At 35.8% G+C, this 22,296-nt stretch carries 22 protein-coding genes; 15 read left to right on the top strand and 7 right to left on the bottom strand.

Features of this window, described 5'->3' with window-relative positions; genetic code table 11:
* The first annotated feature begins 2 nt into the window (after positions 1-2).
* From LB452_RS05730 to LB452_RS05710, 5 genes are all read left to right on the top strand, one after another.
* Positions 3-647 carry a hypothetical protein gene (locus LB452_RS05730; protein ID WP_224460775.1) on the top strand — a complete coding sequence of 215 codons (645 nt, stop codon included), beginning with the start codon at positions 3-5 and terminating at the stop codon, positions 645-647.
* Positions 648-739: 92 nt separating this feature from the next.
* Positions 740-1,027, top strand: a complete 288-nt coding sequence (locus LB452_RS05725; RefSeq protein WP_224460774.1) for a hypothetical protein — start codon at positions 740-742, stop codon at positions 1,025-1,027.
* A gap of 161 nt (positions 1,028-1,188) precedes the next feature.
* Positions 1,189-2,508 carry a Na+/H+ antiporter NhaA gene (gene nhaA / locus LB452_RS05720; protein WP_224460773.1) on the top strand — a complete coding sequence of 440 codons (1,320 nt, stop codon included), beginning with the start codon at positions 1,189-1,191 and terminating at the stop codon, positions 2,506-2,508.
* Between the two features lie 282 nt (positions 2,509-2,790).
* Complete coding sequence (locus LB452_RS05715) at positions 2,791-3,024, top strand: hypothetical protein (RefSeq protein ID WP_224460772.1); 234 nt, start codon at positions 2,791-2,793, stop codon at positions 3,022-3,024.
* A gap of 144 nt (positions 3,025-3,168) precedes the next feature.
* Complete coding sequence (locus LB452_RS05710; protein ID WP_224460771.1) at positions 3,169-3,363, top strand: hypothetical protein; 195 nt, start codon at positions 3,169-3,171, stop codon at positions 3,361-3,363.
* A gap of 100 nt (positions 3,364-3,463) precedes the next feature.
* Here the strand turns inward: LB452_RS05710 and LB452_RS05705 are convergent, their stop codons facing one another.
* Complete coding sequence (locus LB452_RS05705) at positions 3,464-5,881, bottom strand: alpha/beta hydrolase family protein (protein ID WP_224460770.1); 2,418 nt, start codon at positions 5,879-5,881, stop codon at positions 3,464-3,466.
* 143 nt (positions 5,882-6,024) lie between these two features.
* Here LB452_RS05705 and LB452_RS05700 point away from each other — a divergent pair, with 143 nt between their 5' ends.
* Entirely contained in the window at positions 6,025-7,656 is a 1,632-nt protein-coding gene (locus tag LB452_RS05700) for a family 16 glycosylhydrolase (RefSeq protein WP_224460769.1), read from the top strand.
* A 6-nt stretch (positions 7,657-7,662) separates the two neighbouring features.
* Here LB452_RS05700 and LB452_RS05695 read toward each other — a convergent pair whose 3' ends face one another.
* The 3 genes from LB452_RS05695 to LB452_RS05685 form a co-directional block, all read right to left on the bottom strand.
* Positions 7,663-8,091 carry a DUF4829 domain-containing protein gene (locus LB452_RS05695; protein ID WP_224460768.1) on the bottom strand — a complete coding sequence of 143 codons (429 nt, stop codon included), beginning with the start codon at positions 8,089-8,091 and terminating at the stop codon, positions 7,663-7,665.
* 46 nt (positions 8,092-8,137) lie between these two features.
* Positions 8,138-8,926 carry a dienelactone hydrolase family protein gene (locus LB452_RS05690; RefSeq protein ID WP_224460767.1) on the bottom strand — a complete coding sequence of 263 codons (789 nt, stop codon included), beginning with the start codon at positions 8,924-8,926 and terminating at the stop codon, positions 8,138-8,140.
* 350 nt (positions 8,927-9,276) lie between these two features.
* Complete coding sequence (locus LB452_RS05685) at positions 9,277-10,743, bottom strand: SLC13 family permease (protein WP_224460766.1); 1,467 nt, start codon at positions 10,741-10,743, stop codon at positions 9,277-9,279.
* A 166-nt stretch (positions 10,744-10,909) separates the two neighbouring features.
* Here LB452_RS05685 and LB452_RS05680 point away from each other — a divergent pair, with 166 nt between their 5' ends.
* The 4 genes from LB452_RS05680 (at position 10,910) to LB452_RS05665 (ending at position 13,997) form a co-directional block, all read left to right on the top strand.
* Positions 10,910-11,797: a phospholipase A gene (locus tag LB452_RS05680; protein WP_224460765.1), complete on the top strand. Its 888-nt coding sequence runs from the start codon at positions 10,910-10,912 to the stop codon at positions 11,795-11,797.
* A gap of 178 nt (positions 11,798-11,975) precedes the next feature.
* Positions 11,976-13,259, top strand: coding sequence for a DEAD/DEAH box helicase (locus LB452_RS05675; protein WP_224460764.1), 1,284 nt, complete (start codon positions 11,976-11,978; stop codon positions 13,257-13,259).
* Between the two features lie 11 nt (positions 13,260-13,270).
* Positions 13,271-13,498: a VF530 family protein gene (locus LB452_RS05670; protein ID WP_224460763.1), complete on the top strand. Its 228-nt coding sequence runs from the start codon at positions 13,271-13,273 to the stop codon at positions 13,496-13,498.
* Complete coding sequence (locus LB452_RS05665; protein ID WP_224460762.1) at positions 13,491-13,997, top strand: DinB family protein; 507 nt, start codon at positions 13,491-13,493, stop codon at positions 13,995-13,997. The genes LB452_RS05670 and LB452_RS05665 overlap by 8 nt, the downstream gene beginning before the upstream one ends.
* Before the next feature lie 46 nt (positions 13,998-14,043).
* Here LB452_RS05665 and LB452_RS05660 read toward each other — a convergent pair whose 3' ends face one another.
* Positions 14,044-14,505, bottom strand: coding sequence for a YehS family protein (locus tag LB452_RS05660; protein ID WP_224460761.1), 462 nt, complete (start codon positions 14,503-14,505; stop codon positions 14,044-14,046).
* A 75-nt stretch (positions 14,506-14,580) separates the two neighbouring features.
* On the opposite strand from LB452_RS05660, the gene LB452_RS05655 reads away from it, so the two are divergent.
* The 3 genes from LB452_RS05655 (at position 14,581) to LB452_RS05645 (ending at position 17,208) form a co-directional block, all read left to right on the top strand.
* Positions 14,581-14,727 (top strand): hypothetical protein, encoded by a 147-nt coding sequence (locus LB452_RS05655; RefSeq protein ID WP_224460760.1) that lies wholly within the window; start codon positions 14,581-14,583, stop codon positions 14,725-14,727.
* A gap of 79 nt (positions 14,728-14,806) precedes the next feature.
* Positions 14,807-15,487 carry a type 1 glutamine amidotransferase domain-containing protein gene (locus LB452_RS05650; protein ID WP_224460759.1) on the top strand — a complete coding sequence of 227 codons (681 nt, stop codon included), beginning with the start codon at positions 14,807-14,809 and terminating at the stop codon, positions 15,485-15,487.
* Positions 15,488-15,612: 125 nt separating this feature from the next.
* Entirely contained in the window at positions 15,613-17,208 is a 1,596-nt protein-coding gene (locus LB452_RS05645) for an NAD(P)/FAD-dependent oxidoreductase (RefSeq protein ID WP_224460758.1), read from the top strand.
* A gap of 54 nt (positions 17,209-17,262) precedes the next feature.
* On the opposite strand, the gene LB452_RS05640 is transcribed toward LB452_RS05645, so the two are convergent.
* Positions 17,263-18,837 (bottom strand): asparagine synthase-related protein, encoded by a 1,575-nt coding sequence (locus LB452_RS05640; RefSeq protein WP_224460757.1) that lies wholly within the window; start codon positions 18,835-18,837, stop codon positions 17,263-17,265.
* Positions 18,838-18,955: 118 nt separating this feature from the next.
* Between LB452_RS05640 and LB452_RS05635 the strand changes: the two genes are divergently transcribed.
* Positions 18,956-19,402 carry an Lrp/AsnC family transcriptional regulator gene (locus LB452_RS05635; RefSeq protein WP_224460756.1) on the top strand — a complete coding sequence of 149 codons (447 nt, stop codon included), beginning with the start codon at positions 18,956-18,958 and terminating at the stop codon, positions 19,400-19,402.
* Between the two features lie 14 nt (positions 19,403-19,416).
* Here the strand turns inward: LB452_RS05635 and LB452_RS05630 are convergent, their stop codons facing one another.
* The gene (locus LB452_RS05630) at positions 19,417-20,967 is read right to left on the bottom strand and encodes a hypothetical protein (RefSeq protein ID WP_224460755.1); all 1,551 of its coding nucleotides are present in this window, start codon (positions 20,965-20,967) and stop codon (positions 19,417-19,419) included.
* Between the two features lie 145 nt (positions 20,968-21,112).
* On the opposite strand from LB452_RS05630, the gene LB452_RS05625 reads away from it, so the two are divergent.
* A complete protein-coding gene (locus LB452_RS05625; protein ID WP_224460754.1) occupies positions 21,113-22,288 on the top strand; it encodes a 2-isopropylmalate synthase in 1,176 nt (391 codons plus the stop codon).
* The last annotated feature ends 8 nt before the right edge of the window (positions 22,289-22,296 follow it).

Raw genomic sequence — 22,296 nt, 5'->3', positions numbered from 1 at the left:
TTATGAAAAATATATTTCTCGTTCTTACACTTGCTCTAGCACTTTCCGCCCACTCCCAAAATCCGTTAGACCTTCTCAACGCTGGAAATGCTATAGCTAAAAGCACAGATCCAGTCCCCTTAGAAAAACGCTGGTTTTCACATGTCGATATTGATTTTGCAGTGGCGAACTCGACTGAATATAATTACAAAAGCAGAGATGAAAATGGCAAAATTATTTATGGAAGTCAAGAAGAACTTACAAATAAAGTTGCCTATGGTATTCTTTACAGCTACAGCTACCCCATTTTTAAAAAGTTTACTTTAGGAGCAGTTGGTGGTATTCAGCACCAAGTTCAACAGAGTATTACAGCGCTAAAAGCTGGAACGGTCATGAAATATCATTTTGTGGATTATGAAAGCGTAAATCTCAATTTCATGTTAGCTGGTAATATTGCATTAGATGAAAAAATAGATAGCAATTTTGCCAATCTTCGTCTCGGACTTCAATTCCCAATCACAACAGTAGACGGTTTCGTGGTAAATTTGAATGTATTTGGAGATTTTAATGATTTCATTTTTAATGAAAGTATTTTGGAAGGCGTCAACGATGACCCGATGAGTATTGTCTATCGCTCATATGGATTTAGTTTGGGTATTCAATTTTAAATTCATGTTTAGTTACCTATTTTTAAATATTTATAAATTAAGTTTATTGAGTAAAAAACACTACCTATTTTAATCTTAAACACCCAAAAGCCATGATACCAATCAAAAGACATCAAATCACGCTACTCAGTATTCCTTTGCTTTTGCTGATTCCATTCATTGGCATGCAAATAAGCAAGGAAGTCAACTGGAGTGTTTTCGATTTTATTATCATGGCAGCATTACTAATGCTTCTCACACTTGCAATAGAGTTTACATTGAGGATTTTTAAATTCAAATTAACCCGCTTTGTGTTGTTAGGTACAATTCTTTTTTTATTCTTTTTGATTTGGGCAGAACTCGCTGCAGGCATTATAAAGACTCCTTTTTCCGGAGATTAAAATTCTGCCACATGTGGTGAAACAATGATCTTTTTCAAATTGAAGCTAGATCATGATATACACTAAAACTTAAAAAAACTAATTTATATCATATTTGGTTAAAGTTTTAGTGTCTAACTTGGAGATTTTTCAACATCAAATCTTGTCAAAGGATATTTTTTATGAAAAAATCAAACCTGGATACTCATCTTGTTCTCCCTATCAAGAATTTCATTGAGAAGAAAACTTCAGTTGGATTTCTGCTTATTGCTTCTGCTTTTTTAGCATTAATCATTGCTAACTCGCCGTTATCAGATCAATATCATAATTTCTGGAAGAATTATTTATACATAGGATTTGAAGATTTCGTCATTAAGAAAAATTTACTTCACTGGATAAATGATGGTTTGATGTCAATTTTCTTTTTCGTGATAGGTTTAGAACTGAAACATGAATTTTTACACGGTCAGCTTAATAGTATCAAAAAATCAATTTTACCTGTCTCTGCAGCCGTTGGCGGCATGCTTGTTCCGGCAGTGATATATTTCAGTCTTACACAACACACAGATGCTGTGGCAGGATGGGGAATTCCTATGGCCACGGATATTGCCTTTGCCCTTGGCGTGATCTATCTCTTGGGAGATAAAGTTCCCATCTCACTAAAAATATTTTTAACTGCGATTGCCATTGTAGATGACCTGGGAGCGGTTTTAGTTATTGCCTTTTTCTACACTTCAGATATATCTTTGTTCAATCTGGGACTAGCTGGCGGATTTTTATTAATTCTGTTTTTAGCCAATAAAGTGGGTATCAGAAATACGATTTTCTATGCCATGTTTGGGATTGGCGGCCTCTGGCTTGCCATTTTACTTTCAGGAGTTCATGCTACGATTGCAGCTATTTTAGTGGCTTTTACAATACCCTCGAACGAAAAAATAAGCTCCAAGCTTTTCTTAAGGAAAGCCCGACAACTATCTTACAAAATCAAAACGTTTTTTAGAGAAAAAGAACGCGAAGAGGATATTGCAGATAATATTGAGAAATTCTCCATGCTTTCAGAAGACGCTACCGCTCCACTACACAGGCTTGAAAAGGCATTAAGTCCTTTTGTCAACTTTATTGTTCTGCCTCTTTTTGCTTTTGCAAATGCAGGTGTCACCATCAATCAGGAAGCTTTTAGTAACTTTTTTAATCCGGTAACTCTGGGAGTGATTTGTGGACTGCTTGCTGGAAAAGTAATTGGAATAATGATGTTGACCAAACTGATGGTATTTTTTAAAATAAGTTTTCTCCCTGAAGGAGTAACGTTCAAACATGTCTTTGGCCTCGGAGTTTTAGCATCTATCGGTTTTACGATGTCTATATTCATAACAGAGTTGGCCTTCGAAAATGAACTTTACAAAACTCAAGCCAAGATAGGAATACTCGCAGCTTCAATTATAGCTGGAATTGGCGGCTATTTTTACCTCAAACATATTGGAAAAGAAAAACTAGCTGAATGAAATTGTTATTCTGAATTTGATAAAGTTAACCTTAAGCTAGAAGTTATAGTTTGATATTTATCCTAATTTTATGTGGGAGCTTTGCTGTAAGTTCACTTTGAATAGTTTCAATCAAATGAATGTTTAAAATAAAACACAAGAATTAAAATCAATTATACAATAAACACTTAATCTAATTTAAAGAAAAACATTTCTCCAAACCACAAGTTTATAGTCACTGCACATATCTTTCAAAATTCCAATAAAACATCTATATTTAATTTTCAACAAACCACTAGATCCATGTCAAAAGCTCGATTACAGATTTTTACAAAACTGGTATTTCTTATCATTTTTATTGTAACATGGTTTGCGATCAATTATTTATTTAATGAATTGAATACAGGAATAATTGCAGCCATCTCTGGAGCTATTGCCTTTTTGGTATCCCCAAGAATCAAAAAAATAGACTCTCAAAGTGGAGAACTTATTCAGTTGAAATGGATGTTATTAAAAAAACTGGTCATAGCTAATTGAGTTTGAAAAACATCAAATTATTTTCATGATTTTTATATTATTCCCATTAAATATTTTTGCTAATGAACTTTTAGCTCCCAATAATCAAATCCAAGTGAAAGGAAGCTCCATTCAAGTTATTTAATCGATTGAAAAAGGAAACAGATGACTAAAACCAATAAAACCAGATTGATATTCGCAGGGATTTCAGCATTTGTATATGCTTTGCTTATGACTGGTTTTTATGTTTTAAAAGGTGATGGATTTCAATTTGAAGCATTCATGTTTCATTTCATATTCTCTATATTGATCATGGGATTTTTATCAAAATATATTGTAAAACGAGATTCTAAAAATTAGAAAGTCATCTATATTCTACTGAATATTTAAATGAACAAAAACAAAAAAGACCAGAAGCACAAACTTCCAGTCTTTTCTAAAATCGAAATCAGAAGAAATTCTACTGCTCCAAATCTCTGTTTTTAACGTACTTCTCGAGCCATTGGTCTTGTTCCCACAACATGTGCATAATGCTTTCCTTGGCAGCATAGCCATGGCTTTCTTTTGGCAACATCACTAATCTCGCTGGAGCTCCAAGACCCTTGAGGGCATTGAAATAACGCTCGCTTTGCATAGGATAAGTTCCAGAATTATTATCGGCTTGTCCGTGAATCAATAACAAAGGTGTCTTCATTTTGTGTGCATTCATAAATGGAGACATGGTGTTGTATAGACTTGGAGCTTCCCAGTAATTACGCTCTTCGGACTGGAATCCAAACGGAGTTAAGGTTCTGTTATAAGCACCGCTCCTGGCAATTCCAGCTGCAAACAAATCGGAGTGGGACAACAAATTGGCAGTCATAAAAGCTCCATAGCTATGTCCGCCGACAGCCACTTTATTTCTATCGATATATCCCATTTCATCCACAGCATCTATAGCAGCTTTGGCATTACCAACAAGTTGTTCTACAAAAGTGTCGTTGGGCTGATCCTCTCCTGCGCCAATAATTGGGAAGGCAGTATCATCCAAAACCACATAACCTCTATTCACCCAGTAAATAGGCGAACCGTAGTAAGGATAAGTGAATTCTTTACTGCTTGAGGTCACTTGAGATGCAGAGTTCTTGTCTTTGTATTCACGTGGATACGCCCACATGATCATAGGATATTTCTTGCCTTCTTCATAATCTACAGGTAAATACAAAGTAGCCGAAAGCTCTAAACCATCATCTCTTTTGTAAGTAATAATCTCTTTGTGAACATTTTGAAGCGCTTCAAAAGGATTCTGAAAGTCTGTAATTTGCTCTAAATTTCCTTTTTTATAATTTCTGAAGTAATAATTTGGATACTGATTACTGCTTTCAAGTCGAGTAAGGATAAGTCCTTTTTTAGCATCAATCATATCTACAAAAGACTCTAAATATTCAGATTCTTCCACCTGAAAAACACGTTTTGTCTTTTTGGACTTTAGGTCATATTCATCAACAAAAGGATATTTTCCTTCTTCAGAATATCCAGCGCCAGTCAAAATCAGTTTTCCTTTCAAAATCTGAAGTACTGATTCATTAAATTTATTTTTGGTAGTTACGAAATCACCTGGATCGTCGTAAGTGTTTTGATAGTTGCGTTCGTTGAACACTACATGCGCCTGATCCGGCTGTGAAGGATTAAAAATACTGGTTTTAGAAGTTCTTGTATTCCACCAGTATTCTCTTAAAATCGCTGTTTCGTCATCTCCCCAGGTAATTCCGGAGTAGCGTAATTTAGTTTTAGCTAATACGTCTTTATCTCCATCAAAAGGAGCTTCAAGTTGATAAACCTCATCTCTGTAGTCTACTTCTTTGTTGGCATCTCCTTCATCCAAAGCTTCTACCCAGACCAGAGTTGCTGGATGATCGTTTCTCCAAGACATATTACGAGGGCCTGTTCTTGTAGACATGAAGCCTTTAGGTTGTTCTTCAATTAGTGGAATATCAGCTACAAAATAAGCTAAGTCTCCATCTGATTTATAAATATTGTAAGAAGTTGGAAACCTTCCGTAAGTCACAATGTAGGAGAAAGGCTTTTTGATTTCAGATAGCATGACGTAGTTTCCATCAGGAGAAAAGTACATGCTGCCATACATTGCTGCAGGCTTCCAAAGACTTTTGTTGCCTTTCAAGTCAACTTTATGGATCTCAGAAGTTGCTAAGACTTCAAAGTTAAGCTCATCATCTTTGTTAGTTAAAAGATCCTGGTAGGTTCTGTTTTGCGCTTCTACTCCCGCTTCGTTTACTGAAACCGTTGGCCCGGTTGGTACTTTAAGCCCGGTGTTGATTAAATCGGGTCTATCACTTGGTAGAGTCTTTACCAAAAGCGCTGATTCATCTGGAAACCATCTTAAGGTTGTTCCCATATTTCCATTAGCTATTGCAGAGGTTAACTTATTCGCCGATTTCTTTTTGTAATCGATAACCCATAATTCATTTCCTGTATCGGTGGTGTGGGTAAAAGCAATGTAATTATATTCTGGCGACCAGCTGATATTTGATATTTTAGGGTTATTGGGTAAGCCGTTTATGACTTGCTCCTCCTTTTGTTGTGGGTCAAAAAGTTTTAGGTCGGTATAAAATCGGGTGCGACTTGAAATATTGGTTTTAGGATTAATTCGTAATCCTGCTAGTCTCAATTCGTCTTCAGACAATTCTTCGATGGTTTTGTATTGATTGCGATAAATCAAAACTGCTTTATCTCCCTCTGGCGTGATACTCATAGAGGGTGTCATTGGGACATTGGCCAACTCCATAATATCTTCATGGGGTTGTTGATAAGTTAAATCAACTTGACTCCATCCAAGAAATGGCAAGACAAATCCTAAAAAAATAATTATTTTTTTCATAGTGTTTAAATTTTAAATTGACATTAAATATAGTGAAACCCTTTCAATTTCTAAATTTCATAAACCTTTCACCTTCTATCTTTTAACAAGTTCCTTTAATTTTATAAGCTTTAGTAAGGTTATATTGCAAAAAAAAATATGTTATGAATAGAATATTACTTTTTTCATTATTTGTTATAATAAGTTCTAGTTCATTTTCTCAAATTTTGCAAGACGATTTTGAAGGTAATTCCACTATAACATGGAATGCAGAGGATGTAGTTATGACTTTAGATGCCGACAATCCTTTACCATTTTCTCAAAACACTTCAGAAACAGCCTTAAAATATGTAGATAATGGCACAGGCTTATATGCCAACATATATTTTGATACCTCAAGGCCAATAATTTTAGAAGAAGACACTCCGTTTGAGTTGATGATTTATATTCCGGGTTCAAGTATCACAGGTAATCAGCCGAATCAAATCTCATTAAAACTTCAGAATAGAAATCAAGGTGAGCCTTGGAGAACTCAGACCGAAATCATTAAATCAGTTTCACTTAATAATTGGCAAACCATTACGTTTGATTTTGCTACAGATGAGTATATCAACTATAATAGTAACTCACCAGATCCACTAAGCAGAATTGATTTTAACCGTGTGGTCTTGCAGGTCAATGGTGAAAATAATAACGACCAAGTTACAGCTTACATAGATAATTTTTATTTTGATGGTGGCGAAGATCCAACTACTCCAGGCAATCCAAATGATCCAGTTTATGATCAATTGGTCTGGTCTGATGAATTCAACACCACTGGAAACAATCAACCTTTAAATTCTGAAAAGTGGTTTCATCAAACCAGATTACCTCAGGGAGGCTCATGGTTTAATGGTGAAATACAACATTATACAGACCGTACAGATAATTCATATGTTGAAAATGGGAAAATGTATCTTGTAGCAAAAAAAGAAACGTTTACCGATCAAGGTGTCACGAAACAATACACTTCTGCCAGATTAAATTCTAAGTTCGCCTTTACGTATGGAAAAGTGCAAGTGAGAGCAAAATTACCTACAGGCGTTGGAACCTGGCCAGCGATCTGGATGCTTGGTAAAAATATAACAGAAACTGGCGCATATTGGAGTAATGAAGGTTTTGGAACAACTCCATGGCCTGCTTGTGGTGAAATTGACATTATGGAACACTGGGGAGATTATCAAAATTATGTGTCGAGCGCATTACATACACCATCAAGTTTTGGCGGAACAATTAATACTGCTGGACAGATCGTACCAACAGCTTCAACTGAATTTCATACTTACACTTTAGAATGGTATGAAGATAGGATGGTGTTTTCTGTCGATGGTGATGTACATTACACTTACAATCCAACAGTAAAAAATGATAATACCTGGCCATTTGACAAAGATCAGTATATTCTACTGAATACTGCCATTGAGCCGAGTATCGAATCTGGCTTTACAGAAAGTGCCATGGAAATAGACTACGTTAGAGTATATCAAGAAAGTAACCTAAGTACAGAAGTTGTTACAGATGAATCCAAATTGACTATTTCACCAAATCCAGTCAATCAATTTACAACGGTGATCAATGAAGGATTTAGAGACAATCAAACTCTTGAAGTTTATACAATACGAGGACGATTGAAGGATACGTATAGTATAAACGATAGACGAACTAGAATCAATATGTCCGGTTGGTCTGCTGGTGTTTATCTCTTTAAAGTTAAAGGGGCTACAAATAATCAATCTTATAAAATTATAAAATTATAATCCTTGCTAGGATTTATTTCTTGTATCTGCGATATAACTGATCTTCCAGCCTTCGTTCGTTTTCAAAAGAGTGATCACATTAGTTCCAGAATGCGATAATTTGTCGTTGACGTAAAAGGAATAAGGCAAAGTAAATTGGGCCAGATGCTCAGTAAGCAAAGATTCTTTGGATATTATTTTTTCAAAAATTTTAGTCTCTTCAGGAATTGATTTTATACCGTTAATAAAACCATTGAGCGTTTGAGTTGTCACACTATTTTCCTCACCGAGTTTTATGCTATGAAGTTGCAGATTGTCCAAGCATAGTTTTTCCAAACTGGCATGATCTTTAGAATTCAAAGCTTCAAAAAAGGAATCTATAATTTCTGAAGGGGATTGCGCATGAGTTGTGAAAAAAGTTAAACTTAAAATAAGTGATAAAAATATCTTATTCATGATGTGAGTTTAAGTAGATAATATCCTGTTTTAAAATGGATTTTATTTAATTCAAAATTTCTAGTAAATCTCTCCAGGCCTTTTCCCGAGCCTGTTTATTTTCTTCTGAAGCTTCTGGTTGAGCTCCACTTCTCATAAAACCATGTCCGCCACCTTCGTAAATATTGTAGGAATAAAATTTACCTAAGGTGTTCATTTGTTGCTCTGTCTTTGGAATTGTGGAATTAACTCTGGCATCATTTCCTCCATAAAATCCATATACAGGGATTTCAATCTTCACAAGATCTTTCATATCTGTTGGAGCAGTTCCATAAAAGACAAAAGCTTCTTCCAAATTTGAGTTATGAGTCGCATACCTGAAACTTTGAGAACCGCCCCAACAAAACCCAATAACCGAAACTTCACCAGTGCCGGCGGCAATAGATTTAGCATAATCGAAAGCAGCATCTAAATCTGAGGTAACTTGCTTCGGATCCAAATCATAAAGTGCTATTCTGGCCGCATCAGAATTTTCGAAGTCGCTGGTTTTTGAAATCTTTTCTGAAGTGCTCGATAATAAATCTGGTGCAACAGCTATATATCCCTTTTCAGCTAATTCATCAGCAAAGCGTCTCGCCCAGTCATTGAGACCACGATTTTCGTGTATCACGATAAATACTTTAGCTTTTTCAGACACTTCAGGATAAACCACAAAATTATAAAGCGTCTTTCCTTCATTATCGAGTTCTACCCATTCGTGATGTCTTGGCGACTGTTCTAAAACTTCCAAATCAGTTTGAGCTAAAAGTGTAAAACTCATCAATAAAAATGCAATAGTAGTTGTTCTGATATTCATAATTTCTAAGTATAAATGTAAGATGAAAGTTATTTTCTTTATGATTTAGATGAAACTAAATATAATTAAACTAGGCTATACTTACTAGAACAATTTAAATCCATATTCACTAAACTGCCTACTCAAGATAAAGATAAATCAAGAAATCTAAAAATTTGTTTTTCTACTATCAAATTTCTTTCCCTAGGGTTATTCTTATGTCTGGAGCATTGTGCTCTTTTTTTTCCTCTAGAAATTTCGACATCTTAATGATAGCTACTATCATAAACGAATTTTTGTAAATCAAACTATTAGGAATTCGACTCTATAATCGATTATTCGATGTATGAATAGAATAAGTAAAAAATATTTTATTTCAAAATATCAGGAAATGCAAGAGTTTCTAATTCAAAAACATAAGGCATATAGAAATAAACCACCAATGTAATAATCAAAATAGAAATCAAATTCAGTAGGAAACCGTTTTTTGCCATATCTGAGACTTTTAAATACTTAGCGCCAAATACAATTGCATTTGGCGGCGTAGCCACAGGCAACATAAAAGCACAGGAAGCAGAGAGTGTAACGGCTATCATCAATATATACGGATGAACATCAAAACTCAAAGCAACGGGGGCCAAAATAGGCAGAAGCATAGCTGTGGTGGCCAGATTGGAAGTCACTTCTGTCAGGAAATTGACCATTGCAGTAATTATCAACACTAATACAATGATGCTAACTCCTTGAAAAATAGTGATCTGACTGGCTATCCAATTGGCCAAACCAGTTTCTACAAAACCTTTGGCTAAAGCCATTCCTCCACCAAATAGAATAATAATTCCCCATGGAATTTTCACGGCTTCATCCCAGGTTAATAGCTTCCGATTACCTTTTTTCGCGGGAATCAAAAACAAAAGAATTGCAGCGCTTATAGCGATAATTGTGTCATCGATTCCAACCAAAACCGTTTCCAATAAACCTCTAAATATCCAGCCTGAAGCAGCAATCATAAAAACTATGCCCACCCATTTTTCTTCATACGAAAGTCTTCCAAGTTTTGATAGCATGGTATGTACTTCTTCTTTACCACCACTGAATTTCACTTGATTTAATTTGAAAGCGAAAGAGGTCAAATACTTCCAGCAAATGAATAATAGAAATAAGGAAACGGGAAACCCAAATTTCATCCACTCAAAAAAGCTGATTCTAATTCCGTAAGTATTTTCTAAAACTCCAGCAAATACAAGATTTGGGGGTGTCCCTATAAGTGTTGCAATACCGCCGATAGAGGCACTATAAGCAATAGAGAGCATCAGCGCTTTAGAAAACAAGTCACTTCGTTGAGAATCTTCAAGATTTTGGTTCTGAATTTGGTTGGCAATAGCAATAGCGATGGGCAACATCATCACCGTGGTAGCTGTATTGGAAATCCACATCGACAAAAAAGCGGTGGCTAACATAAATCCTAAAATAAGGTATGAGGCTTTAGATCCAATTAATTTAATAATCTGTAATGCAATCCTCTTGTGGAGATTCCAGCGTTCTATTCCAATTGCCAAAATGAAACCGCCAATGTAAAGAAACACATATTTGTGCCCGTATTGCTGTGTCGTTTCTCCGATAGAAAGGACCTCAAGTAAAGGGAAAAGAACGATTGGCAATAAGGCGGTGACTGAAATAGGAATAGTTTCTGTCAGCCACCATATCGCCATCCAAAATGTTATTGCCAGAAGGTTAAAACCACTTTGGGAAAGGTCATTGGGAGGATCCATGAATTGGATTGCAATAAAACCCAAAGGCCCCAGAACTTTATAGAAGTAAGTTTTAAACCAATTCAAATTTCTGCTATTTTTAAAATTTAAAATTAAAGGTTTTTTATGGTTTAATATTGAGCTTTGTCGATTTTGAAATCTTGGGATAACCTCTGAAATTATTTGACTTTAAATGTTAAAAACGGCTTGTTTAGATGACCTTCGTCTATTTTTGTACGTAATCAAATCTCATATGAAATTCATTAGCATTGTCATTTTCACCTTCATTAGTCAATTTTTATCGGCACAATCAATTTTTGGAGAAGATGCAATCATTGAAAAATCACTGTCAGAACGTTGGGAACTGGATGATGAACATAAGAATGGAACCTTTAAACTAACTTTCTATAAGCCGATTTATGTGTTACCAGCACGCTGGTCCAGCGATCCAAATGAGCTACCGCAGAGTGAAAATCCAGATAATAGTTTTGATGAAGCTCAGAATTATGATCAGGTGGAGGCAAAATTTCAACTGAGTTTAAAGACGAAACTATTGCAATCTTTTCTTTTTGGACATGGCGATTTATGGCTTGGTTATACTCAACTGGCCAACTGGCAGGTGTATAACGATCCCGTATCAAGACCATTCAGAGAGCTAAATTATGAACCAGAACTGATTGTCAATTTTCCTATGAAGATCGATTTATTTGGAGTGGATTTGAGAATGGCTGGTTTTGCTTTCAACCATCAATCCAATGGTAGGGATTTACCCCGGTCCAGAAGTTGGAACCGATTGATGTTTCACGCCGCCTTTGAAAAAGATAATTTTCAGTTATACCTAAAACCCTGGATAAGAATTGAGAGTCCGGACAAGGATGATAATCCAGCCATCAGTGATTATATGGGAAGAATGGAAGCCAATATCATATACCATAAAGGCAAACATAGCCTGTATCTAATTGGAAAAAATAGCCTGAATTTTAGTGAAAACCGAGGAAGTTTTGAACTCAATTACCTTTATTCTGTGAAATCGAACCTTAGATTTCACTTCCAGGCATTCACTGGGTATGGCGAAACTTTGATAGATTACAACCATAAACAGACCACAATTGGCATTGGGATTTCATTTATAGATTTTTGATCATCAATAAGTTAACTTGATTAAATTCAGAAAAATAGCAAGAAAAATCCAAGAATATGTGGTTAGAAGCCTCTCTTTTATCAATTGAAAACTTATTGAAGGAATAAAGCTTACCTTTGCGGCTTAATAAAGAAATGACCTCTGATAACCATAGACTGTCATTTCAAAAAAACACTCTATGTCATTTAAGTCATTAGGACTCTCTGAAGACCTTGTGAAAGCTGTAAGCGCGCAAGGATACGAAACACCAACACCTATACAAGCAAAATCGATTCCTCCCGTTTTGGAAGGAAAAGACGTTTTGGCTTCGGCACAAACCGGAACTGGTAAAACTGCAGGTTTTACCTTGCCAATGCTTCAACTATTATCTCAAACTCCACCTTTAAGAAATCGACCTGTAAGAGCTTTGATTTTGACGCCAACACGTGAACTGGCCGCTCAGGTCCATCAAAACGTAAAAGATTACAGTCGGTTTGTGGACTTACGATCTACAGTTATTTTTGGCGGAGTCAATCAAAAATCACAAGTATCGACTTTAAGAAATGGAGTTGATGTACTGATCGCAACACCTGGTCGTCTTATCGATCTAAACAACCAAGGCCTTTTATCCTTGTCTAAAGTTGAAATTCTTGTGCTTGATGAAGCCGACCGCATGCTGGACATGGGATTTTTAAGAGACATCAAGAAAATCATGGGATTGATTCCTAAGAAAAGACAGACACTTTTATTTTCGGCTACCTTCTCTAAAGAGATCAGAAGACTTTCCAGTGAATTCTTGAAAGATCCTGTTTCTGTAGAATCCACTCCAGAAAATACGACTGTTGAAGCTATTGAACAGCAGGTATACAGAGTGGCTAAAGAGAAAAAAACAGACTTGTTGATCAAATTGATTTCTGAAGGAAACTGGGAGCAAGTCCTTGTGTTTGCTAGAACCAAACACGGTGCTAACAAATTGGCAAAAAAACTGGAGTCTGCAAAAATTGGAGCTGCAGCCATTCATGGTAATAAAAGCCAAGGGGCCAGAACCAAAGCTTTGGCTGGATTTAAAGATGGAAGCGTAAAAGTGCTTGTCGCCACAGACATTGCCTCTCGTGGACTTGATATCCCTCTATTGCCTTACGTTGTCAACTTCGAATTGCCTAACGTTTCTGAAGACTACGTGCACAGAATTGGGAGAACTGGAAGAGCTGGAGCTAGTGGACTTGCTGTTTCATTGGTAAGTGCAGATGAGACTGTATTCTTGAAAGATATCGAAAAGTTGATTGGAAATAAAATTCCGATGGATATTTTGGAAGGATTTGAACCAGATCCTAATGCCTCTACGAAACCCTTCAATCCTCAACAACGGGGTAGAAAACCACAATCTAGCTCGCGTTCTGGAAACTCCAGATCATCTAGTAACAAACCAAGTAGTGCTAGATCAAATAATTCCAGACAAAATACCAGCAAGCCAAGACGCTAAAATAACGATCTGTGGAAACTCAAAAGAATAACCCCTTACACGGTATGACTTTGGAGCAAATCTTAATTGATTTGGAAGCTTTTTATGGATGGGAAGGACTTGGAGAACGAATTAACATTCGCTGTTTTAAAGATAACCCATCCATTAAATCTAGTCTAAAATTTCTTCGAAAAACCCCTTGGGCCAGAACAAAAGTGGAAGCATTGTATATAAAATTTCAAAAGGAAATCAATGGCTAGTTCTGTACCAGAATATTGGTTAAGAGGTCCAGTTGATGGCATTCCTGCCTTGTTACAACCTGCAGCGCATGCTTTGCTTCAAACCCGTCTTGAAGCTCGAATGTACACCAAAGATTTTGATGAGAGTTTGCTATGGGAAATGCCTCATGGTCGGGCAAACGTTGGATTTCATCTTCAGCATATCGCTGGTGTGATCGATAGAATGTTGACTTACGCCGATCAGAAATCACTTTCAGAAATTCAATTTGAGTATTTAAAACAAGAAGGAAAACCAAATCAGGATATCCAACTGGAAGATTTATTGTTTCATCTGGAAACTAAAATTGACGAAGCCTTACTTTATTTTAAAGGTATTGAAATTCAAAAACTGACAGATTACAGAAGTGTTGGTAGAAAAGAAATGCCCTCTACTCTACTTGGCGTTTTGTTTCATGCCGCGGAACATAGTCAGCGTCACGTCGGTCAGTTATTGGTGACAGTAAGTGCATTTAAAAACTAGACTCAACTTATCGCTTGATTTTAATCTGAATTAAAATCAGAATACCTTATTTAGATTTCTGTTTTAACTGAAGTCCGTAAAGGAAATTTCTCAGATATTGATCCATTAATTCTCTATACTGTGGCTGTGTGGGACGACGCATAAAAGAACTCAGTTCATGTTTACTCACTTTTTTTCCAGCCAATTGAAATAATTCAATGATATCTTCAGATTTGAGTTCGTAAGCGATTTTGAGCTTTTTAAGCACATCATTATTGTTTAAATACGTCTCAGTTTCAGGTTGAGGTCCTTCTTTTTTTCCACGATGATTAATGATAAGTCCATTCAAAAACACCGCCAGCATTTTATCCTCCAACTCCACAAAAGCTTCATCTTCATCAGACTTTAGCCAACCACTTACCTCTGCCCTAGTCACATCAACTCCTCCTAATTTGAAAAAAGAAATCATTTTGGAATCGGTGTATTCAAAAGTGTAACGCAATCTTCGTATAACATCATTATTGGTCATAAGCTAAGTCTTAAAATAATTAAATTCAAAAATAAGCAAGCCCGCCCAAGATCAATATTAATTTCATAAATATCTATGATTCATTTTTTTTCTGAATTTGATGCTGCTAACTTAATGCCTTTAGAATTTATTACTTCGAGGCAAAACCACGAGATTGGCAAAGCAATTACCTTAGGATTTCGACCAGAAGATCTGAGAATAAAACCCTCAACGAGGGATTAACATTTTTTAAGTCTAAGCTTTACTTAAAAGGAATTTAAGATGTATCTAAAGCTATAAATTTGTTTAAAAATAATTCATGATGAAAAAGATACTTTTTGTTATTACAAGTAACGATAAACTAGGAGATACAGGCAACAAAACAGGATTCTGGATTGAAGAATTCGTTGCGCCTTATTACAAATTAAAAGATGAAGGTTTTGATATCACTCTTGCTTCACCAAAAGGAGGTCAACCACCAATTGATCCCAATTCTGAAACTGAAGATGCTCAAACCAAAGCGACTGAACGTTTTGATATGGACAAAGAAACTCAAACTTTATTAGCAAACACTCACAAATTGGAGGATGTCAAAGAATCTGACTACGATGCAGTATTCTATCCTGGTGGTCACGGAGTCCTTTGGGATCTTGTAGAAGACAAAACTTCTATAAAGCTTATTGAAGATTTCAATGCCAGCAAAAAACCAACTGCTTTTGTATGTCATGCTCCAGCAGTGCTAAAACATCCAAAAAACACAGATGGAGAACCACTTGTGAAAGGTAAAAAAGTCACTGGCTTTACCAATCAGGAAGAAGATGCAGTCCAATTGACAGAAGTGGTGCCTTTCTTACTCGAAGACATGCTAATTGAAAATGGAGGTGTCTACTCTAAAATTGAAGATTGGCAAGCTTACGCTGTAGAAGATGGAAATTTAATCACAGGTCAAAATCCCGGATCTTCAGAGAAAGTAGCTGAGCTATTAGTCAAACATCTCAATTAATCTCAAAATCAATTTCGATATTATTCTTAATGCCCTCTACCAAAGAGGGCATTTTTAGTTTAGCAACCTAATTCAGAATACTATTTCAGTAATGAATTAGCTACATTTGCAACATATTTGATCTCATGTCATCAACACCACATTATACCGATATAAGAGTTACTCCTGAAGTAGCTCGTCATCCTGAAGAACTAAAAAAAGCTTTAGCCAAACACATTTGTATTTCTAAAAATCAGCTTTCGGAATTCAAAATCCAGAAACGATCGATTGATGCCAGGGCCAAACAAATTAAATACCAGTTGAGAATTGCTTATTTCCTTAAAGATGAATCAGTAATTTGGCCAACTCCTACTAAAAAAGAATACCATCAAGTTTCTGATGAAAATCCAAAAGTTTTAGTTGTGGGGAGCGGACCAGCAGGACTTTTTGCCGCTTTAAAGCTTCTGGAAAAGGGCTTAAAACCTATCGTGATCGAACGTGGAAAAGACGTGAGATCCAGACGAAGAGATCTAGCTAAGCTCAATAAAGAACATTTAGTGAATCCTGAGTCCAATTATTGCTTTGGTGAAGGCGGAGCCGGCACCTATTCTGATGGGAAACTTTACACGCGTTCCGGCAATAAAAAAACAATCAAAGAAATATTACTCACATTCGTAGAACATGGTGCAAGTGAAGACATTTTAGTGGATGCTCACCCTCATATTGGAACCAATAAATTACCGGATATCATCACCAAAATGCGGGATAAAATCATCGAATGTGGTGGTGAAATTCATTTTGAAACCAAGCTAACTGACTTTCTTATCGAAGAAAATCAGTTCAAAGGAATTCAAGTGAATGATGAAAAAGAAATTTTAGCTGAAGCTTGTATTTTAGCAACAGGACATTCGGCTAGAGATATTTTCTATCTATTATATGACAGAAAAATAAAAATTGAGTTCAAAACCTTTGCGATGGGCGTTCGTGTGGAGCATCCTCAAGCTTTAATTGATGAAATTCTGTATAAAAAATCAGATCGAGGTAAGTATCTTCCGCCTTCTGCTTATAGTCTTGTAGAACAAGTGGATAACAAAGGCGTGTACTCATTTTGCATGTGTCCGGGTGGTATCATAGCGCCCTGCGCTACCACTCCAGGTGAAGTCGTAACCAATGGCTGGTCGCCTTCCAAGCGAAATAACCCTTATGCCAATTCAGGGATTGTCGTAACTGTCGATGACGAGGAATTAGTTGATTTTCAACAATTTGGAGCTATACGGGGATTGAAATTTCAGGAAGCTATAGAAAAGAAATGCTGGCTACTGGCAGGTGAAACTCAAAATGTGCCTGCTCAACGACTTCAGGATTTTATTGCTAAACGTAAATCGGTTTCTATCCCCAAAAACTCCTATCAGCCGGGAACGACTTCTGTAGAAATGGATGCCATTTTTCCAAAAGCCATGACCAAACGATTACGCGAGGGCTTCAAAAAATTCACTCAAAAAATGAAGGGTTTTGATCATCCAGATGCGGTAATTTTAGCACCAGAATCTCGTACCTCTTCTCCTGTCCGAATTCCAAGAAATGATGATTCACTGGAACATCCGGAGTTATCTGGTTTATATCCATGCGGAGAAGGTGCAGGTTATGCAGGTGGCATAGTTTCGGCAGCGATTGATGGTGAACGCTGTGCTGAAGCTGTTGCAAAAGCTTTATTGAAGAAGGCTAGCAAGCTTTCAAACTAAAAAAACAACCTGCTTCAATAACAGGCTGTTTTCAAAAGATGAAATTGTAAAGGGCTAATCGGCTTGATAAATTTCAAGTACTCTGGCAGATGGATCTTTAACATCGCCACACCATTTTGGTAACCATTGGTAAGGTGTCAACTGAAAGTGAGAACCATAAGTTTTTTCAAAAGTTTTAAGATAAAAGTAAGCCTCTTTTGAAGGTGGTTCTGGTGTAAAGTCGAATTTTTTAGCCTCAAATTCCTCATCAGAAACCAAGGTTTCAACATGATCTTTGATGACTTCACTCCAGGATTTTTTCTTGCTACTCACACTATCAGAAAATCCGTTTTTACGTCTCCATAACACTTCAATTGGAATCAAGTCTTCACCTTCAAAGGCTTTTCTAATCAGATATTTTTCTATTTTTTGATCAGAGAACATTCTGAGTTCTGCTGGAATCGACATGAAGAATTTGACGAAGGCCTTATCAGCAAATGGAACTCTCGCTTCTAACCCAGCGTTGGAAATGGAACGATCTCCACGTTTCATGTCAAAAAACTGAATATCTTTAAGCAATCTTATGGATTCTTGTTGAAAACTTTCAGAATCTGGTGCATTTTGGAAGTATAGGTAAGACCCAAATTCATCGGCAGTTTCTCCGGAGAAGAGAACTTTTACATCAGAATGATCTCTCACGTATTTAGCGACTAGTTGATGTCCAACTGAAGCACGAATCGTCGTGACATCGTAACTTCCCAACATATACACGGTGTGCTCTAATTCATCCAGGAAATCTTGCTCGGTACAAGTAATGCTATGGTGTTTGCTACCGATATGGTCAGCTACCTTTTGAGCGGCAGTAATATCAGGACTTCCTTCCAAACCAATAGAAAAGGTTTCTAGCTGTTTTCCTTTTTCTTTTAATTTTCGAGATAAAATACCGGCTACCAAACTACTGTCTAAACCTCCGCTCAAAAGACATCCAAGTGGTCTTTCACTCATCATTCGTTTTTCAACTGAGGTAGTCAGTAATTCATTTATTTTTTGGCAATATTCATTTTCACTTAAAGCTGAAATCGAATATTCATGAATAAAATAAGGTGCGATCTTATCTGTCTTTGAATTCCAGTAATGTCCTGGAGGAAATTGATCTAAATGCTTAGTAAATGCAATAGCTTTACTTTCTGAAGAAAAATAAACTTCTGCATCATCCTGACCTATATACATTCCTCTGACGCCAAGGTGATCCCTTGCTGCGATATAAATATCTTTTGTTTCATCGTATAAAACAAAAGCAAATTCCCCATCAATCTCTTCCAGCATTTTTTCCTCACCCACTTTTTGATAAAGCTCAATAAGTATCTCGCAATCAGATCCTGTTTCTAATTCGATACCGTATTTTTCAGCTAATTCTAAATAATTAAAAATCTCTGCGTTGGCCACTAGCCATACTCCATTTTTGTACATTGGTTGATTACCCATTGGGGTTAAGCCGTTAATGGCTAAACGATGAAACCCAAAATAGGTGTTTTCCTTAATCACTTTAAAGTCTGATGAATCAGGTCCACGATGTTTGATCTTCATGAACTCATCAATTAAAAATTGACTAGACTTTGCACTTTCGATGGCTACAAATATTCCACACATGATAACTTTATTTGAATTATTTAAAGCAAATAAGGGATATTACTTAATGTGAATCAACATAAATCTTTAAAATATTAAAAATAAATTTTAATATTGCGTATTACTAAAAATTATAAAGATGATAGACCAAACGGACAGAAAAATCTTAAATATTTTAAGTAAGGACGCTAAAGCCTCCTTAAAATGGATTGGGAACGAATGCAATATGAGTCCTACAGCAGTTCATTTACGTTTGAAAAAGCTTGAGGAACAGAAGATTATAACTGGATCTAAGAGTGTTATAGATACCTATAAATTAGGATATCAAACGCAGAGCTTTATCGGAATTTATTTCAACAAAGCCAATATATACAAAACTGTGAGTCAATCTTTACTTGAAATCGAAGAAGTCGTGGAGTGTAATTATACGACTGGTAATTTCTCTCTATTGGTCAAAGTGATTTGTCGTGACAATAAACACCTTACCGAAGTCTTGAGTAATAAAATTCAAACTATTGATGGTGTAGCCAGAACGGAGACCTTTATCTGCCTTGAGCAAACCTTTACCAGGGAAATAGAATTTTAGAGTTTAAAAAGGAACTAAGCTTTTTCATTTTTTTCTAAAAATTTATTTCGGATCACCTGATCTACTGGAATATTATTAATTTTACTTTCCAGCCAGGAAATGATATCCAGGTATAAAAAGGCTCTGCGTTCGTAGGGATCGTCTTCATACTTTTTGAGCTTTTCTAAAATTTCTTTAAAAGCTGACTTAACATCATGAGGAAAAACATCTGGCAAAGCCTTCATGAAATTGATGATTTCTGTCTGGACTTCATTCAATTCATTCATTTTCAAAAGAAACTTGTAGGTACTCCGAAGATGAGTATCAAAATGATAATCCATTCCTGCATCATAATGGGCGAAAAGATTTAAAATCCTGGAAAAGCACATCAAGTCTTCTCTCATAGTAAGAGATTTATTATTAATGATGAGTTTCAAATATTTAATGCATTCTTTATTATTTCCTACACAGAAGTATAAACTGGCTATTTTATAGTAAAATACCATAATGTGATGTTCATCTATCCTGTCTCTAAAGCGTTTTATACCTTTCAAAATACCATCCACTAGCTCCAATCCATCATGAAAAAGGCCTCTCATAAAACATAAGTTCAACTTATCTGTATTGAGATAAAGAAATACTAAACCTTCGATGTTATCATCTTTCGGGAAAGATTTGCTTTGGATGTTTTGTTCCAAAGATTCCATGGTGGATTCAAAACGCTTATGATCTTGTATGTAAAACAATGACTCCAATAAATATTGATTCCCTTTAAGATACCAAACAGGATTTAAGGAAATCATCCTGGGATGGTCTGTGAACAATTCAACCCATTTTTTGGAATATTTATAGCAGTTGCTAAAATCCTGAACTAAAAAATTAAGCCATAAGTAAGAATTATATAGCCAAAGCTTTTCTCTGAAACCGAGGTCCTTAATGTTGAAATCTGGTAAATTAGAATCAAAATACTCAAGAATTTCATTTTTTTCCTGATTGCTTTTTACATAACCAGACTTAAGTATAATGCTGTACAATTTCAAAGAAAGATTAGAAAGTTTGCTAGCAATAACGTTGAGTTCGCTTATTGCATTGGACTGATCTATTAAGTCGTCTGCCCTACTCTCTATACTTCTGGTTATATACTGAGACTCAATAAGTTTTTCTAATTCTACAATTTCATACACCAAATTTTTTTCTTCGTGGGTAAAAGCAATTTCCTTGACCTTATCGAGAATCTTTAAGCTTTGCTTATAAAGTCCTTTGTGATAAAGGATAGTAGCAAATTCTGTTTGTTCCCTTATTTGAGAGCGTATATTTTGATGTAAAGGATTCAACTTTAAGCTAATTAAAATTTGCTTGTAGAGATGTGCCTTTACATTGGGAAGTTGTTGTTTTTTTACAAAACCTGTATTCAAAATTTCTTTTTCACTATAGCGTGGAGCCTTATCCAAAAAATTAAATAAATTCAAAAATTTGGCATCCACATTACCTTCAATTCGTCCTACATAAAGTTTGAATTGACGCTTTTCTGATTTAGTTAAAGACTTAATCAACGAAAATAAATTGTCTTTTTGATCTCTAATCATCGATGAAATTTCATTTTAAATATTTGATTATCAGTTTTTTAAATAAATAATTTAATCTTGAACATCGTAAAACCTTCAGAAAGTCGTTATTCAAAAGCTAAAAGCCTTGGTAGTTTTGAAGTGGAAACATATAAATAAATTTAATATGTCACATCAAAAAATTGATATTTTCGATACATCTTTAAGAGATGGTGAACAAGTTCCAGGCTGTAAATTGAATACCGAGCAAAAGCTCATCATCGCCAGAGAACTTGATGAGCTGGGTGTAGATGTCATCGAAGCAGGGTTTCCAGTCTCCAGTCCGGGAGATTTCAATTCTGTTGTAGGAATTTCAAAAATTGTGAAAAGTGCAGCTGTATGTGGACTAAGCAGAGCGGTTAGAAACGATATAAAAGTAGCTGCTGAAGCACTTACTTACGCTCGAAAACCAAGAATTCATACTGGTATCGGTACTTCGGATTCTCATATCAAATATAAATTTAAATCGAATCGGGAAGAAATCCTGGTACGTGCTTTTGATGCAGTTTCATATGCCAAAACCTTTGTGGAAGATGTAGAATTTTACGCTGAGGATGCAGGTCGAACCGATAATGCTTACTTAGCTAAAGTCTGCGAGGTTGCCATAAAAGCTGGCGCTACAGTTTTGAATATTCCTGATACTACTGGATACTGTTTACCAAGTGAATATGGGGCTAAAATTAAATATCTTAAGGATAATGTAAAAGATATAGATAAAGCGACAATTTCTTGTCACTGTCATAACGATCTTGGACTAGCCACAGCGAATTCAATAGAAGCTATCATTAATGGTGCTGGACAAGTAGAATGTACTATTAATGGAATTGGTGAGCGCGCAGGAAATACAGCTTTAGAAGAAGTTGTCATGATTTTGAAACAACATCCTTATCTAGATTGTGACACTAATATCAATACAAAACGTTTGTTCCATATGAGCCAGTTGATTACAAAGCACATGGGGATTTCTCCTCAACCCAATAAGGCTATTGTTGGAGCTAATGCCTTTGCGCACAGTTCTGGAATTCATCAGGACGGTGTCATCAAAAGAAGAGATACCTACGAAATTATAGACCCAGCTGATGTTGGCGTTACAGAATCGGCTATTGTGCTTACTGCAAGAAGTGGCAGAGCCGCTTTGGCTTACAAAGCTAAAAATGCAGGTTATGATCTAACTAAATTACAATTGGATGAAGTATATCTTAATTTCCTGAATTTTGCTGATAAATGCAAAGATGTCAATGATAGTGACATTCATCAAATCGTTGAGACCAGTAAGGTGTACAGAGAAATAAAATCTGCTTAAGCAAAAAT

Origin of the sequence: Psychroflexus longus, assembly GCF_020164595.1 — a bacterium.
Lineage (GTDB): Bacteria > Bacteroidota > Bacteroidia > Flavobacteriales > Flavobacteriaceae > Psychroflexus > Psychroflexus longus.
This window is presented reverse-complemented; position numbering and strand designations above follow the sequence as displayed.

Bases quoted from the DNA above. Each gene is read 5' to 3' on its own strand.
- LB452_RS05700 (WP_224460769.1), top strand. From the start codon at position 6,025: ATGAATAGAATATTACTTTTTTCATTATTTGTTATAATAAGTTCTAGT.
- LB452_RS05660 (WP_224460761.1), bottom strand. From the start codon at position 14,505: ATGACCAATAATGATGTTATACGAAGATTGCGTTACACTTTTGAATAC.
- nhaA (WP_224460773.1), top strand. From the start codon at position 1,189: ATGAAAAAATCAAACCTGGATACTCATCTTGTTCTCCCTATCAAGAAT.
- LB452_RS05625 (WP_224460754.1), top strand. From the start codon at position 21,113: ATGTCACATCAAAAAATTGATATTTTCGATACATCTTTAAGAGATGGT.
- LB452_RS05665 (WP_224460762.1), top strand. From the start codon at position 13,491: ATGGCTAGTTCTGTACCAGAATATTGGTTAAGAGGTCCAGTTGATGGC.
- LB452_RS05725 (WP_224460774.1), top strand. From the start codon at position 740: ATGATACCAATCAAAAGACATCAAATCACGCTACTCAGTATTCCTTTG.
- LB452_RS05730 (WP_224460775.1), top strand. From the start codon at position 3: ATGAAAAATATATTTCTCGTTCTTACACTTGCTCTAGCACTTTCCGCC.
- LB452_RS05640 (WP_224460757.1), bottom strand. From the start codon at position 18,837: ATGTGTGGAATATTTGTAGCCATCGAAAGTGCAAAGTCTAGTCAATTT.
- LB452_RS05690 (WP_224460767.1), bottom strand. From the start codon at position 8,926: ATGAATATCAGAACAACTACTATTGCATTTTTATTGATGAGTTTTACA.
- LB452_RS05715 (WP_224460772.1), top strand. From the start codon at position 2,791: ATGTCAAAAGCTCGATTACAGATTTTTACAAAACTGGTATTTCTTATC.
- LB452_RS05710 (WP_224460771.1), top strand. From the start codon at position 3,169: ATGACTAAAACCAATAAAACCAGATTGATATTCGCAGGGATTTCAGCA.
- LB452_RS05675 (WP_224460764.1), top strand. From the start codon at position 11,976: ATGTCATTTAAGTCATTAGGACTCTCTGAAGACCTTGTGAAAGCTGTA.
- LB452_RS05705 (WP_224460770.1), bottom strand. From the start codon at position 5,881: ATGAAAAAAATAATTATTTTTTTAGGATTTGTCTTGCCATTTCTTGGA.
- LB452_RS05680 (WP_224460765.1), top strand. From the start codon at position 10,910: ATGAAATTCATTAGCATTGTCATTTTCACCTTCATTAGTCAATTTTTA.
- LB452_RS05645 (WP_224460758.1), top strand. From the start codon at position 15,613: ATGTCATCAACACCACATTATACCGATATAAGAGTTACTCCTGAAGTA.
- LB452_RS05695 (WP_224460768.1), bottom strand. From the start codon at position 8,091: ATGAATAAGATATTTTTATCACTTATTTTAAGTTTAACTTTTTTCACA.
- LB452_RS05630 (WP_224460755.1), bottom strand. From the start codon at position 20,967: ATGATTAGAGATCAAAAAGACAATTTATTTTCGTTGATTAAGTCTTTA.
- LB452_RS05655 (WP_224460760.1), top strand. From the start codon at position 14,581: ATGATTCATTTTTTTTCTGAATTTGATGCTGCTAACTTAATGCCTTTA.
- LB452_RS05635 (WP_224460756.1), top strand. From the start codon at position 18,956: ATGATAGACCAAACGGACAGAAAAATCTTAAATATTTTAAGTAAGGAC.
- LB452_RS05650 (WP_224460759.1), top strand. From the start codon at position 14,807: ATGAAAAAGATACTTTTTGTTATTACAAGTAACGATAAACTAGGAGAT.